The following is a 15,565-nucleotide window of genomic DNA, read 5'->3' as shown; positions in this document are numbered from 1 at the left end:
TCCAGCCTTTTGTGCTGCTTTTTTCAATTAGGTGGTAGAACAAATGAAAATGATCGTAGGGCTTGGAAACCCAGGAACCAAATATGCACAAACCAAACATAATATCGGCTTTATGGTCGTTGATCGCATGGCTGAAAAGCAACAAGCTGTGTTTAAAAAAAATACATTTGAAGCGGAAGTTGCAGAGTTTTTCTATCAAGGAGAAAAAATCTTATTAGTGAAGCCGCAAACTTTTATGAACGAATCTGGTCGTGCTGTAGGACCATTAATGACTTATTTCGGTATTTATCCGGAAGAATTAGTTGTTGTTTATGATGATTTAGATCTTGTAACTGGCAAGATCCGCTTGCGCCAAAAAGGGAGTGCTGGTGGACATAATGGAATAAAAAGTATCATTTCTCACTTGAATACGAATGTATTTGACCGTATCAAAGTAGGCATTGGTCGACCAGAAGGAAACAAAACTGTTGTTCAACACGTGCTAAGCCCATTTAGTAAAGAAGTTCAACCATTGATTGAAGCAAGTATCGATCAGTCAGTGGCAGCACTCGAGTTTATGCTGGATGGTCATTCGTTTATCGATACGATGAACAAATTCAATTAGCGAAGGAGGAAAAAAATGGATATCGTTCAATTAATTGGTAAAGATCCACAGGTAAAGGAATGGCTCAACCAGATAGAAGAAAAATCACCAAGACAATTGATCACTGGTTTAGCTGGTTCAGCCAAAACTCTTCTCTTTGCTCGAGCGTTCAAAAAAACAAAGAAAAACTTAGTCGTATTAATGCCTAATCTGTATTATGCGAATCAACTAGCAGAAGATTTGCAACATGTTTTGCCAGCAGAACAAATACATTCTTTTCCAGTAGATGAAGTTCTTTCTGCGGAAATGGCTTTTTCTTCCCCAGAAGCAAGAAGAGAACGAGTTGCTACACTAAATGCCTTACAACAAAAACAACCAGGGGTCTATTTATTACCAGTAGCAGCATTGCATAAACGATTACCCAGTCCAAAAGTTTGGAAACAAGCCCAATTGACTTGGCGAACGGGAGAGGAAATAGCCGTTGACGATCTGCCTCGTCTATTGACTTTATTAGGCTACGAACGAGTTGAGATGGTGGCAAAAACAGGAGAGTATAGTATTCGTGGCAGCATCATTGATATCTACCCGATCAATCTCGAACATCCCGTACGTATCGAATTATTTGATGTAGAGATTGACTCCATGCGATATTTTGAAGTAGAAACTCAGCGCTCGATCGAAAAAGTAACAGAAATTTGGATCGCACCAACAAGTGAACAGGTCTACGACCAAGCTGATTTACTTCATGGGATCGACCGACTGGAAAAGTTGTTAGAAAAGAAACTAGCGACGATTTCAGAAGAAACAGACCGCCAATTCGTGCAGGATTATTTTGGACAAGTGATCGCGCAATGGCAAGCAGGAAATCCGACAGAAGACGCGAAACTTTATGCTGATCTTCTTTATCAAGAAGAAACGACGATCCTTGATTATTTTCCAACAAGTAGTTTATTCATTGTGGATGATTATCAACGAATCATGGAAACAAATCGGGAGATCGAAAGAGAAGCAGCTGAATGGCAAACACAAAAAATTAGTGAATTACGTGTCTTCTCAGAGCAAGTCTTTGTCAATGATGTGCATAAATTAGTTCAAAAAGAAAAATTTGTGACGACTTTTTTTGCGCTTTTTCAAAAGGGTATGGGGAATTTACGTTTTCAAGCGATTCACAATTTTCAATATCGTACGATGCAACAATTTTTCGGTCAAATGCCATTATTGAAAACAGAAATGGACCGATGGCGTAAGCAAGAACAAACAGTAGTCATCTTTATTCCTACGAAAGAACGGATTAGAAAAGCGGAGCAGATGTTACGTGATGAAGAGATCCTAGTCGTGGAAACCGAAAAAGAAAAACTGATCAGAGGACAAGTGCAACTAGTGGAAGGTGCGCTGCAAACAGGGTTCGAACTTCCTCAAGAAAAAATAGTCGCAATTACGGAAAAAGAAATTTTCCAAAAAACGACGAAGAAACAAACACGGCGACAAACCGTAACTAATGCGGAACGTTTAAAAAGCTATAATGAACTAAAAGCAGGCGACTATGTCGTTCACGCAAATCACGGGATCGGTAAATATATTGGGATGGAAACGTTAGAAGTGGATGGTGTCCATCAAGACTACATGACGATCCTTTATCAAAATGACGATAAATTATTTATTCCGGTTACCCAGCTGAATTTGATCCAAAAATATGTTGCTTCTGAATCAAAAGCACCTCGTATCAATAAATTAGGCAGTAGTGAATGGACGAAAACCAAAAGAAAGGTTTCGTCTAAAATTGAAGATATCGCAGATGATCTGATCAAACTATATGCTGCCAGAGAATCAGAAAAAGGGTATGCGTTTGGACCGGATGATGGGTATCAAAAAGAATTTGAAAATGCCTTCCCATACTCTGAAACGGATGACCAATTACGGAGTGCCGCAGAGATCAAACGAGATATGGAAAAAGAAAAACCGATGGATCGTTTGCTCGTTGGTGATGTTGGCTACGGTAAAACGGAAGTGGCTTTACGAGCTGCTTTTAAAGCCGTCAAGGAAAGTAAACAAGTTGCCTTTTTAGTTCCTACGACCATTCTCGCCCAACAACATTATGAAACGATGTTGGAACGTTTTGAAGGATTTCCAGTAAATGTAGGTCTATTGAGTCGTTTCCGAACGAAAAAACAACAAAAAGAAACGATTGAACAATTACGTACTGGACAAATCGATATCGTAGTCGGAACGCATCGTATCTTATCTAAAGACATTGAATTTAGTGACTTAGGGTTATTGATCGTTGACGAAGAACAGCGTTTTGGTGTAAAACATAAAGAACGTTTGAAACAACTACGTGCCCAAGTGGATGTCTTGACGTTGACAGCGACACCGATCCCACGGACACTCCACATGTCAATGCTCGGGGTTCGTGATTTATCAGTGATCGAAACACCGCCTGCCAATCGTTATCCGATTCAAACTTACGTGATGGAAAAAAATCCTGGAGCGATTCGTGAAGCTATCCATCGAGAAATGGGGCGTGGCGGTCAAGTGTTCTATCTCTATAATCGAGTAGAGACGATCGAACAAAAAGTGGAAGAAATTCAAGAACTTGTACCAGAAGCACGGATTGGTTATGCGCATGGTCAAATGACTGAAGCGCAATTAGAAAATACATTGTTTGATTTTATTGAAGGACAATATGATGTGTTAGTCACAACGACGATCATTGAAACGGGTGTCGATATTCCAAATGCGAATACGCTCTTCGTTGAAAATGCTGATTACATGGGGCTATCGACTCTTTATCAATTACGAGGTCGTGTGGGACGAAGCAACCGAGTGGCGTACGCCTACTTCATGTATGAACAACAAAAAATCTTGAATGAAGTCAGCGAAAAACGTCTTCAAGCCATTAAAGATTTCACCGAACTAGGCTCTGGTTTTAAAATCGCTATGCGGGATTTATCGATCCGAGGAGCAGGAAATCTGCTAGGTGCGCAGCAGCACGGCTTTATTGATGCTGTCGGATTCGACATGTATTCGCAAATGTTAAGTGATGCTGTTTTACGTAAACAAGGAAAGAACAACCAAGTGGAAAAAACAGCAGTTGAAATCGATCTTGGGGTCGATGCTTACTTGCCAGAAGAATATGTTTCGGACCAAAGACAGAAAATTGAAATTTATAAACGGATCAGGGAACTTGATTCACAAGAAATGCTTGATGAATTAGAAGATGATCTTTTAGACCGTTTTGGGGAATACCCTGAAGAGGTGGCACATCTCTTAACGATTGGCCAAATCAAAATGGATGGCGATCGCGCCTTGATTGAAACAATTCGCAAGCAACAGCAGACTATCGTCTTTAATCTAAGTAAAGCAGGAACAAAACGCTATACTGTAGAACAGTTATTTGAAGCTTTGACTGCAACAAAACTAAAAGCAAGTTTAGGTGTAGAAAAAGAAAAAATGGTGATTCGACTAACGGTTCCTAACAAGACCGATGAAGCAGTTTGGTTGCAAGAAATCCAACGTTTTGTCAAAGCTTTACGTGAACAAAAATATCTGTCTGCTTAGGAAGGAGCGAATACTTTGGACCATAAAGAGATGCGTCGCGTGATGCATGGCGCATTTATATTGACGATTGCTTCTTTCATAGCAAAAGTCCTAAGTGCGCTGTACCGCATTCCGCTCCAAAACTTAGTTGGTGATGAAGGATTTTATGTATACCAACAAGTATACCCAATCTATGGGATTGCCATGACTTTAGCGTTGTCTGGTTTACCGCAATTCATTTCAAAATATGTCGCTGAACGAAAAGATCCAATTCAGCGAAAAGAAGCACTGCAACGGCTTTATCCATTAGTTTTTTGGACAGGGATTGTTCTGTGGCTGTTTACTTTTCTCTTTAGCCGTTGGATTGCTTGGATGATGGGGGATCAGCAATTACGACCGCTGATCCAAATCGTTTCATTTACTTTCTTACTGATGCCAGGACTATCTTTTTATCGAGGAAATTTCCAAGGCAGATTTTTGATGGAACCGACAGCTGTTTCACAAGTCGTTGAACAATTTGTGAGAGTGGCGATCATCGTTTTCAGTGCCTTTGCTTTTCGACTATTTGGCTGGTCAGTTTACCAAACAGGAACTGCTGCTATGAGTGGTGCAGTCATCGGGGGACTTTGTGCCTATGGTGTGTTGCGCTATTATGAACAAAAGATCCATGGTGGGGCGTTAAGTTTTCGACATTTTTCGGTCACGAAACGACCTGACAAACGATTGATCCGGCGTTTTTTAGTTGAAGGGGGCTTAGTGTCAATCTATAGTGGTCTGCTGATTTTCTTTCAGCTGATCGACTCATTTTTTGTAAAAAATGCGCTTCAAGTTTATGGACTATCTGAACAAAGTGCAAAAATTGCAAAAGGGGTCTATGATCGTGGGCAACCGTTAGTTCAATTAGGACTAGTGATTGCAACTGCATTAAGTGCGACTTTCTTACCTGCATTGACGAAATACTTGATAACGGCTGTGCATAGTCAATTTCTAAAGACTGCCAAAATCTATTTACGGTTAACAACGACTTTAGCATTAGCTGCTTCTGTAGGTCTAGCTATGCTTTTACCGTATATCAACTATGCGCTATTTAAAGATTACGCTGGGAATGCAGCGTTGGTGCTATTCGTCTTTGCAATTGCTTTAACAGCGATCATCCAAACCTATCAAAGTATTGCCCAAAGTAAAAATTCTTTTCGTCCCTCTTTGAAAGGTGCAGGCTGGGGGCTGTTAGCCAAAGCATTGGCAACCCCGTTTCTAACTGGTTATCTAGGGACAGTAGGAGCTAGTTTGTCGACCTTGCTAGGATTGGCTGTCACTCTATGGTATTTTGTCCATACGGAGACTAGTGAAATCAATCAGTTCTGGAAAGAACGCCGCTTTGGAAGTAAATTGCTTCAATGTTTGGGATGGATGATCTTAGCCTTACTGATTTATTATGGCGGGCTGACGATGATTTTTGGCCCGGTTGCTCATCGGTCTTCTGCGTTCTTTGCCAGTTTAGCAGGTGTAGGAATCGGAGCGTTCGTCTTTGTGAATGCTGTGATCTGGACAAAATTATTTACGGTTAGAGAATGGTTGATGTTACCGTTTGGAAAAAAGATTTTACGATTTAATAAACTTATAAAAAATAAAAGTGAGGAATCCTAATGCGATTAGATAAATTTCTTAAAATTTCTCGAATTATCAAACGCCGCTCTGTAGCAAAAGAAGTGGCAGATAAAGGAAGAATTCAAATCAACGGAAAATTGGCTAAATCTTCTAGTGATGTCAAGGTAGGCGATCAATTGAAGATTCAATTTGGAAACAAAACAATGGAAGTAAAAGTCAATGAATTACATGAGTCAACGAAAAAAGAAGATGCTCAAAAAATGTATGAGATCATTTCGGAGATTCGCAAGCAAAACACTGACGAAATAGATTAGACAACCCTCAATGATATTGGTATAATGAAAACGACAATCAAAAAAGATTGGAGCGAAGAGAAGTGACAAAAAAAAGCAACAAAATTGCTGCTTTAGATACAGAGTATGCAAAGAAAAAATATGTCGAATTTCAAGAACAACAACGCCAGTTGATTTTTCGTAGACGTCGATTAGCAGTTATTTTTATAGGTGCTTTGGTCATTTTCGCAATTTTAGGTTTTCAAATTTTTCGTGATATGCAAAGAATGAATCAATTAAACGAATTGAAAGTTGAAGCAAATACGGAATTAAGCCAAGTCAATGCTGATGTGGATCAGCTAACACAGGATGTCTCATTATTGAAAGATGATGACTATGTGGCGAAACTTGCGAGAAGCAAATACTTTTATTCAAAAGAAGGCGAGCAGGTTTATCCAGTATTAGAATCAAATACGGATGACACAGACCAAACAACTAGTTCAACAACTGCAAAATAAGCAGTATTATAAATAGGTTAATAATTAGGAGGAACATTTTTTTTATGTCAATCGAGGTAGGAGCAAAACTGCAAGGGAAAGTATCAGGAATTACAAATTTTGGCGCGTTTATTGATTTAGGAGCTGGAAAAACTGGTCTAGTTCATATCAGTGAAGTCTCAAATGGCTATATCAAAGATATTCATGATGTTTTAAGTGTCAGTGATGAAGTAACTGTTAAAGTTATCTCAGTTAATGATGATGGTAAAATTGGATTATCAATCCGTCAAACACAACCAAAACCAGCGGAATCAACAGAATCAGATGATGATAAGCGTCCAAAAAAATACCAACAAAGAGATCCTCGCGATAATCGAGGTCGTTCAACACAGAAAAAACCTTTTTCTCGCAGTCAATCTTCTAATAACCATAAAGAAGACTTCGATTCATTAATGAGTTCATTTTTAAAGGATAGTGATGATCGATTGACTTCCTTGAAGCGCAATACAGAAGGTAAACGTGGCGGACGCGGCGGACGTCGCAGCTAACCAAAAACTTAAGAGCAGGCAATTGTCGCAGACTTTTGTCCGCTCTTTTTTTCATTGGAATCTTTGATGGTAGGTTGATCGAAGCCGAGAAGGAACAAGGAAGTGATTCGATGGAAGAAGAACAAGACGCAAGGAAGATCAGACAACGTTTTTTGACAAATTGTGAAATCAATGGTTATTTGAATGAACAAACAAGAGCGCTACTGGCGGTTTCTGGGGGAGTAGATTCTATGGTCCTTCTGGATTTAATGATGGAAGCGCAAAAAAAATGGGGTTTCTTTTTGGCAGTGACCCATATCAATCATCAATTAAGAGAAGAATCTGTTCATGAAGTTGCGTATTTAAAGAAGTATTGTCAACAACATCAACTCCCGTTACAAGTGGAAGTTTGGGAAAAGCCAACAAAAAAGGGCATTGAAACAGCGGCTCGAGAGTTTCGTTATCAAGTGTTTGCGAAGCAGATGCAAAGCGGCAGCTATGACTGCCTAATGACGGCACATCATGGGGATGACCAAATGGAAACGGTTTTAATGAAGTTGTTGCGTGGGGGGCAACTTAGTACCTATGCTGGGATCAAAGAAGCCCAACCCTTCTCCAATGGTCGATTGATTCGTCCGTTACTAGGATTTAGTAAGGCGCAATTATATCAATATGCTTCAGAGCGAGAGCTGGTTTATTTTGAAGACCATACGAATCAAGAGTTGGATGTTCAACGTAATCGCCTTCGTCATTTGGTTCTGCCTCAACTAAAACAAGAAAATCCACAAGCAATGGTTCATTTTCAACGTTTTTCGCAGCAGATCCAATGGGCAGATCGATTGATTCAAACACACATGAAGAAAGTCTTGATGGAAAATGTCGTAGAAGAAAACGAACGGGTGCATTTTCCTTGGAAACTATTAGCGGAGATGCCAGAAGAAGAAAACTATTATTTCTTATACGCATTCTTTGATCATTTTTTTGAAAAAACAGCGATCGTGATCAAAGAAAAACAAATCCAACTGATTTTACAACAGTGTCAACAGAAAAAAGGCCAATGGAAAATTACTCTTGAACGAGGGTGGGTTCTGCAACGTAGCTATGAAAAAATCTATCTTATCCAAGAGAAAGCTGATCCCTCAAAAACAATACAAGAACGAACAGAGGCACATAAGTTAGAGTTGAATCAACGCATCAGGTTAGATGAAAGCTGCTGGATCGGCTTGTTTACACCTGAAGCAGCCGAAGAAGCTAGAAAAGCAGATGATTGGGACGAGTTTTCTCATGATCTTTGGCTATCTTCACATCAAGAACTGTTTGTAGGAAAGAGACAAGCAGGAGAGCGTATCCAGCTAAATAGCAAACTAAAAAAGAAAATATCCAGATATTTGATTGATAACAAAGTACCTGATTCACAAAGAAAAGAGGCATGGGTCGTGAGGGATCAAAATGAAAATATTTATAGTTTGGTCCCATTTACCTATTCCTATTTGAGTATTGGTGTAGAAACTGATAAAATACACTACATACTTCTTTACAAATATCACAAAGAAGCAATTGGAAGGAGAACCTGATGTTAGAAAAGGATATTGAAAAAGTTTTGATTACAAGAGAAGAAATACAAGTTCGTTGTGAAGAACTAGGCAAAGAATTGGCAGAAACTTATAAGCATAATAATCCACTCGTTGTTGGTGTTCTAAAAGGCGCTGTTCCATTCATGGCAGATATCATACGTTCGATTGATGCTCACTTGGAAATAGACTTTATGGATGTTTCAAGTTATGGAAATGCAACGGTTTCATCAGGAGAAGTCAAAATCGTCAAAGATTTAGATACCAATGTTGAAGGTCGTGACTTACTGATCGTTGAAGATATCATCGATAGTGGAAGAACACTCGCTTATTTGGTTGATCTATTTAAATACCGTAAAGCAAAATCAGTGAAAATTGTCACATTGCTTGATAAACCAGAAGGTAGAGTAGTTGATATTGAAGCAGACTATGTTGGATTCAATGTTCCTAATGAATTTGTAGTGGGTTACGGATTAGATTATGCAGAAGCTTACCGTAATTTACCATACATCGGTGTATTGAAGCCTAGCGTTTATCAATCAAATTAGTGCTGTATCTACTATAAATTGTGTTACAATAGAATGGTCAGGATTGATAAAAAAAATGCTAAATTAAAATAACGCATAGGGAGGGCAACTATGAACAAAAAAAACAATGGCATGATGAAAAATGCCTTGTATTATGTCCTCGTAATCTTAGCGATGGTTATGGTCGTATATTTTATCTTTGGTAATAACGGCCAACGATCGTCAGATATCGAGTACACAAAATTTACAGAACAATTACAAGCAGGTAAAATCAAAGAATTTGAAGTGCAACCTGCAAATGGTGTATATAAAATTTCTGGAGAGTATAAAGAACAGCAAACCGTCTCTAACAGTGGTGGACTTGCTATCTTAGGATCGACAGATACAAAAACGACACACTTTACAACGATTATTTTGCCAAACGATACCACACTTAGCCAAGTGACTGATTTAGCGAAAGAACATAACGTAGCTACAACAGTCAAAGAAGAATCAAGCAGTGGCGTATGGGTATCCTTATTGCTAAGCTTCTTACCAATTATCATCCTTGTGTTCTTCTTCTATATGATGATGGGGCAACAAGGTGGTGGCGGAGGCGGCGGTGGCCGTGTCATGAACTTTGGTAAATCAAAAGCCAAAGAAGCCGACAAAAAAGCTAACCGTGTACGCTTCTCAGATGTCGCTGGTGCAGAAGAAGAGAAACAAGAATTGGTTGAAGTTGTTGAATTCTTAAGAGATCCGCGACGTTTTGTTGAGTTAGGCGCACGTATCCCAGCTGGTGTTCTTTTAGAAGGACCTCCAGGAACTGGTAAAACATTGTTGGCAAAAGCTGTAGCTGGAGAAGCGGGTGTACCGTTTTACTCTATTTCAGGTTCTGACTTTGTAGAAATGTTTGTGGGTGTTGGGGCAAGTCGTGTTCGTGACTTATTTGAAACAGCGAAGAAAAATGCTCCAGCAATCATCTTCATCGATGAAATTGATGCTGTTGGTCGTCAACGTGGCGCAGGCATGGGCGGTGGACATGATGAACGTGAACAAACACTGAACCAATTGCTAGTTGAAATGGACGGATTTGATGGGAATGAAGGTGTCATCGTCATTGCTGCAACAAACCGTTCAGATGTACTTGACCCTGCACTTTTACGTCCAGGACGTTTTGACCGTCAAATTTTAGTTGGTCGTCCAGATGTGAAAGGCCGTGAAGCAATCTTACGTGTTCACGCACGAAACAAACCGATGGCAGATGACGTTGATTTGAAAGTCGTGGCACAACAAACACCAGGTTTTGCTGGTGCAGATTTAGAAAATGTCTTAAACGAAGCAGCTTTAGTTGCGGCTCGTCGTAACAAGAAGAAAATCGATGCTTCAGATATTGATGAAGCAGAAGATCGCGTGATTGCAGGTCCAGCTAAGAAAGATCGCGTAATCAGCAAAAAAGAACGAGAAATGGTGGCTTATCACGAAGCAGGTCATACGATCGTTGGTTTAGTCTTGAGTCGGGCACGTGTGGTTCATAAAGTAACCATTATTCCACGTGGACGTGCAGGTGGTTATATGATCGCCTTACCAAAAGAAGATCAATTCTTGATGACAAAAGAAGATATGTTTGAACAAATCGTTGGTTTGCTTGGTGGTCGAACAGCAGAAGAAATCATCTTCAACGTTCAATCAACTGGGGCTTCTAATGACTTTGAACAAGCAACAGCTTTAGCACGAAGCATGGTAACTGAATATGGAATGAGTGATCGTTTAGGTCCAGTTCAATATGAAGGAAATCATCAAGTATTCGTTGGTCGTGACTATGGTCAAACGAAAGCTTACTCTGAACAAGTGGCTTTTGAAATTGACCAAGAAGTGCGTAAGATTTTGATGGAAGCTCATCAAAAAGCGCATGAGATCATCGAAGCACATCGAGCACAACATAAATTGATCGCTGAAAAACTGTTAGAATTTGAAACACTCGATGCGAAAGCAATCAAATCTTTATTTGAAAAAGGTGTTATGCCTGAAGGTTCAGAATCTGCTAACTATCCTAGTGAAAAAGAAGCGCAAACTTTTGAAGAAGCAAAACGTGCTTTGGAAGAAAAAGACGCAGAAAAACAAGCGGAAGAAAAGCAAGATTTTGAGCACGATAAGAAAGAATTTGAAGAAGAGAAAAAAGAATTAAATGAAGAAGAACATCAAACTTCTTCAACAGATGATTCGGATGATCAACCGAAATAATCGCTAAAAAATGAGAGCTACGACAAAAGTCGTGGCTCTTTTTTAGTAGTTGTTTTATTTTTTATTATAGAATAGGCAAATAAAAGAAAAGATAACATTCATAAGTTGAAAATTATCAGCGTAACTAGTATGATTCACTATGAATTTAAAAATCGGAAAAGAGGTACATAAATAAATGGAAGATTATTTGATCAAGGCACTGGCCTATGATGGCTATGTACGTGCTTATGCAGTTCAAGCAACAAATACTGTTGCAGAAGCCCAAAAACGACACGACACTTGGCATACATCATCGGCTGCATTAGGTCGTACGCTTGTTGGCGGACTTTTACTAGGTTCGACGCTAAAAGGCGAAGACAAGTTAACTGTGCGGATTCAAGGGGATGGTCCGGCTAATGGGATTGTGGTAGATGCAAATGGTAAAGGAGAAGTCAAAGGCTATATCCAAAACCCTCATTTGAGCCTACCTTTGAATGAAGCAGGAAAAATTGATGTGCGTGGTGCTGTGGGAACGCAAGGGATGTTCAGTGTTACTAAAGACCTCGGTTTGAAAGAACCATTTTCGGGACAAACACCTATTGTTTCTGGAGAAATTGCGGAAGACTTTACCTATTATCTTGCAATCTCAGAACAGATTCCTTCAGCAGTTGGATTGAGCGTTTTAGTTAACACGGATGACAGTATCAAAACAGCTGGTGGATTTATGATCCAAATCATGCCTGGTGCAGATGAAGAAACTATCAGTAAAATCGAAGAACAATTAAAAACGACACCACGTATTTCTACTTTATTAGACGAAGGATTAACACCTGAAAAAATTCTTGAAGGTTTACTAGGAACTAGTGAGTTGAATATTTTAGAGAAAATGCCGGTACAATTCAAATGTGATTGCTCAAAAGAAAAATTTGGGGAAGCAATTATTGCTTTAGGGGCAGAAGAAATCCAAGCGATGATTGATGAAGATCACGGAGCAGAAGCCGTTTGTTCATTCTGCAACAACAAGTATGAATACAGTGAAGCAGAATTATCCGAGCTAAAAGCAGAAGCGCTGGGAGGAAAATAAGTGGAACATACATGGAAAATCGGACATGTTGAAATTCCCAATCGAGTAGTTGTCGCACCGATGGCTGGAATCACTAATTCAGCTTTTCGTGTGACCGTCAAAGAGTTCGGTGCTGGATTAGTCGTCTGTGAGATGATCAGTGACCAAGGAATCCATTTTAGAAACAAGAAAACATTAGAGATGCTGCATATCGAAGAAACAGAACATCCACTAAGCTTGCAAATTTTTGGTGGAAACAAAGATACTTTGGTCGAGGCTGCCCAATTCGTTCAAGAAAATACAGCGGCTGACATCATTGATATCAATATGGGTTGCCCAGTGAACAAAATCATCAAAGCAGAAGCAGGCGCTAAATGGTTATTGGATCCAGATAAAGTTTATGAGATGGTGCAAGCTGTCTCTTCTGCCGTTGATGTACCAGTTACTGTGAAAATGAGAATTGGTTGGGATGACCAACATGTCTTTGCTGTGCAAAATGCTTTAGCGGCTGAAGCAGCTGGTGCCAGTGCAATCGCCATGCACGGACGTACGAGAGTACAAATGTATGAAGGTAAAGCAAACTGGGAAGTATTGAAAGAAGTTAAAAGTCAGCTCAAAATCCCATTTATGGGCAATGGAGATGTCAAAACTCCGGAAGATGCTAAAAGAATGTTAGAATACGTAGGAGCGGATGGTGTGATGATCGGGCGTGCAGCGTTAGGCAATCCTTGGATGATCCATCGCACCCAGCATTACTTAGAAACCGGCGAGTTAATCCCTGAACCAACACCAAGAGAAAAAATCGAGACCGCTAAATTACATTTGAAACGTTTAGTCGATTTAAAAGGGGAGGTTGTTGCGTGCCGAGAATTTCGGACGCATGCTTCCTATTATTTAAAAGGAATCTCTCGAGCAGCAAAAGTAAAAGTTGCAATCAATCAAGCAGAAAAACAAGTAGAAATCAATGAACTGCTTGACCGCTTTTTAGAGAAAACAGAAAAAGTATCTGTGAAATAATCCAGTGATTTTCTAAGTTTTTCGTGAATTTTCAAGTCGAACTTTAAGTTCGGCTTGCTTTTTTTGTGTTTCATTGGCATTATAGGAAAGAGAATAACATGAGAATGGAGGAACTTTTGTGACACAGGAACAACAACATCAAGTAGAAGATTTAAACGATCAAATGCTTGTTCGCCGTCAAAAAATGGAGCAATTAAGAGAAAATGGGATTGATCCTTTTGGTAAACGATTTGAACGTACGCACAATTCAGAAGAATTACATGAATTGTTTGATCCAAGAACAAAAGAAGAATTAGCAGAGATGGGGCTAACTGCAAGTGTAGCCGGTCGAATGATCACTCGTCGTGGTAAAGGAAAAGCTGGATTTGCTCACTTACAAGATCGTGAAGGCCAAATCCAAATTTATGTACGTAAAGATCAAGTAGGTGATGAAGCCTATGATGTATTCAAACATGCTGATTTAGGAGACTTCTTTGGCGTAACAGGTGAAATCATGAAGACTGACACTGGCGAAGTTTCAATCAAGGCATCAGAAATCACTATTTTATCAAAAGCTTTACGTCCGCTACCAGATAAATACCATGGATTGACTAATATCGAACAACGTTATCGTCAACGTTATCTTGATTTGATCAGTAACCGTGAAAGTTTTGATCGCTTCATGAAACGTAGCCAAATTATTAGCGAAATCCGTCGTTATTTAGATGGTAATGGCTATATTGAAGTAGAAACACCAGTCTTACACAATGAAGCCGGTGGTGCTGCAGCTCGTCCATTTATTACACACCATAACGCACTAGATATTGATTTATACTTACGTATTGCGTTAGAACTTCATTTAAAACGCCTAATTGTGGGTGGAATGGAAAAAGTTTACGAAATCGGTCGCGTTTTCCGTAATGAAGGGATCGATACAACTCATAATCCAGAATTTACGATGTTAGAAGCTTACACCGCTTATACAGATTTCCAGGATGTCATGAACTTGACTGAAGGAATCATTCGTAATGCAGCCCAAAAAGTTCTTGGTACAGCAGAAATCACTTATGATGGCCAAGCAGTTGATTTGGAAAGTGACTTTAAACGTATCCATATGGTAGATGCGATCAAAGAGCAAACAGGTGTCGATTTCTGGAAAGAAATGACATTAGAAGAAGCATTAGCACTTGCTGAAGAGCATCACGTAGAAGTGACCGAAGCAATGGGTGTAGGACATGTCATCAATGAGTTCTTTGAAACTTTTGTGGAAGAAACATTGACACAACCAACTTTTGTTTACGGACATCCAGTAGAAGTATCTCCATTGGCGAAAAAGAATCCAGAAGATCCACGCTTTACCGATCGTTTTGAATTGTTTATCGTTGGTCGGGAATTTGCGAATGCCTTTACCGAATTAAATGATCCAATTGATCAAAGAGAACGTTTTGAGGCCCAAGAAAAAGAACGTGAGCTAGGAAACGATGAAGCACACGGTGTCGATGAAGACTTCTTGGAAGCTTTAGAATATGGTATGCCACCAACTGGCGGTCTAGGTATCGGAATTGACCGTTTAGTTATGTTATTGACGGATGCACAGTCGATCCGTGATGTTTTACTATTCCCAACGATGCGTTAGATATGGTGAATATGAATAAAAAAGAAGCCAAGAACTGTTGGCTTCTTTTTTTATAATCTAGTAAAAGAGAGAAGTCAAAGGATCACTCTATTTTTAGTAGATAGCGTAAAACTTACACCACTTTTTGTCAGTTTCTTTTTTGAAATAATGAGGTATGGTAAAAAAATGCAAGGCGAGGATAATCGAAAAATTTATTATGTGGAGGCATAGATAAAGGAATTGCTTGCTTGTATTTGAGTGGATTGATTAAACTATCTTCTTATTTATAACGAATATTAAAGAATAAGGGATGAGTAATATCGCAGGAAAACTATTAAAATACGAATGATTATTTTTAAAATTACAGAAATGATCGTTCAATGAAAAAAACTTGAAAAAATACAAAAAATTCGTTGACCGTTAAAGGTTTAGTTGGTATATTATTATTTGTTCAAAAGTTATCACTAAATAACTTCTGACAAAAATAAAAAATAACTTCAAAAAGTTCTTGACGTGTGAGAGATCACATGATAAGATAACTGAGTCGTTAAAAAACAACAGCTTACA

12 protein-coding genes are annotated in these 15,565 nt (G+C 39.1%); all 12 read left to right on the top strand.

The annotated features are described in order from the left end of the window. The first annotated feature begins 43 nt into the window (after positions 1-43). Positions 44-604 (top strand): aminoacyl-tRNA hydrolase, encoded by a 561-nt coding sequence (gene pth / locus AB3I42_RS10360; RefSeq protein WP_010720584.1) that lies wholly within the window; start codon positions 44-46, stop codon positions 602-604. A 15-nt stretch (positions 605-619) separates the two neighbouring features. Then, on the top strand, positions 620-4,141 hold the full coding sequence (gene mfd / locus AB3I42_RS10355; protein ID WP_010720583.1) for a transcription-repair coupling factor: 3,522 nt from the start codon (positions 620-622) through the stop codon (positions 4,139-4,141). Positions 4,142-4,156: 15 nt separating this feature from the next. Next, the gene (locus AB3I42_RS10350; RefSeq protein ID WP_010737289.1) at positions 4,157-5,767 is read left to right on the top strand and encodes an oligosaccharide flippase family protein; all 1,611 of its coding nucleotides are present in this window, start codon (positions 4,157-4,159) and stop codon (positions 5,765-5,767) included. After that, positions 5,767-6,042, top strand: coding sequence for an RNA-binding S4 domain-containing protein (locus tag AB3I42_RS10345; RefSeq protein WP_010720581.1), 276 nt, complete (start codon positions 5,767-5,769; stop codon positions 6,040-6,042). Before AB3I42_RS10350 ends, AB3I42_RS10345 begins: the two co-directional genes overlap by 1 nt. A 62-nt stretch (positions 6,043-6,104) precedes the next feature. Beyond that, positions 6,105-6,518 carry a septum formation initiator family protein gene (locus AB3I42_RS10340; protein WP_010737290.1) on the top strand — a complete coding sequence of 138 codons (414 nt, stop codon included), beginning with the start codon at positions 6,105-6,107 and terminating at the stop codon, positions 6,516-6,518. A 44-nt stretch (positions 6,519-6,562) separates the two neighbouring features. Further along, positions 6,563-7,045 (top strand): S1 domain-containing RNA-binding protein, encoded by a 483-nt coding sequence (locus AB3I42_RS10335; protein WP_010720579.1) that lies wholly within the window; start codon positions 6,563-6,565, stop codon positions 7,043-7,045. 110 nt (positions 7,046-7,155) lie between these two features. Beyond that, on the top strand, positions 7,156-8,598 hold the full coding sequence (gene tilS / locus AB3I42_RS10330) for a tRNA lysidine(34) synthetase TilS (RefSeq protein ID WP_010737291.1): 1,443 nt from the start codon (positions 7,156-7,158) through the stop codon (positions 8,596-8,598). Beyond that, entirely contained in the window at positions 8,598-9,143 is a 546-nt protein-coding gene (hpt, locus tag AB3I42_RS10325; RefSeq protein WP_010737292.1) for a hypoxanthine phosphoribosyltransferase, read from the top strand. Before tilS ends, hpt begins: the two co-directional genes overlap by 1 nt. A gap of 90 nt (positions 9,144-9,233) precedes the next feature. After that, positions 9,234-11,345, top strand: coding sequence for an ATP-dependent zinc metalloprotease FtsH (gene ftsH, locus AB3I42_RS10320; RefSeq protein WP_010720576.1), 2,112 nt, complete (start codon positions 9,234-9,236; stop codon positions 11,343-11,345). A 175-nt stretch (positions 11,346-11,520) separates the two neighbouring features. Then, positions 11,521-12,408 (top strand): Hsp33 family molecular chaperone HslO, encoded by an 888-nt coding sequence (gene hslO / locus AB3I42_RS10315; RefSeq protein ID WP_010737293.1) that lies wholly within the window; start codon positions 11,521-11,523, stop codon positions 12,406-12,408. Continuing rightward, positions 12,409-13,404: a tRNA dihydrouridine synthase DusB gene (gene dusB, locus AB3I42_RS10310; RefSeq protein WP_010720574.1), complete on the top strand. Its 996-nt coding sequence runs from the start codon at positions 12,409-12,411 to the stop codon at positions 13,402-13,404. It begins immediately after the preceding gene. 118 nt (positions 13,405-13,522) lie between these two features. Next, positions 13,523-15,019: a lysine--tRNA ligase gene (lysS, locus tag AB3I42_RS10305; protein ID WP_010720573.1), complete on the top strand. Its 1,497-nt coding sequence runs from the start codon at positions 13,523-13,525 to the stop codon at positions 15,017-15,019. The last annotated feature ends 546 nt before the right edge of the window (positions 15,020-15,565 follow it).

Source organism: Enterococcus sp. C53 (assembly GCF_040887425.1).
GTDB lineage: Bacteria > Bacillota > Bacilli > Lactobacillales > Enterococcaceae > Enterococcus_B > Enterococcus_B hirae.
Note: the sequence above shows the minus strand (reverse complement) of the source record. Positions and strands in the feature narration are given on the sequence as shown.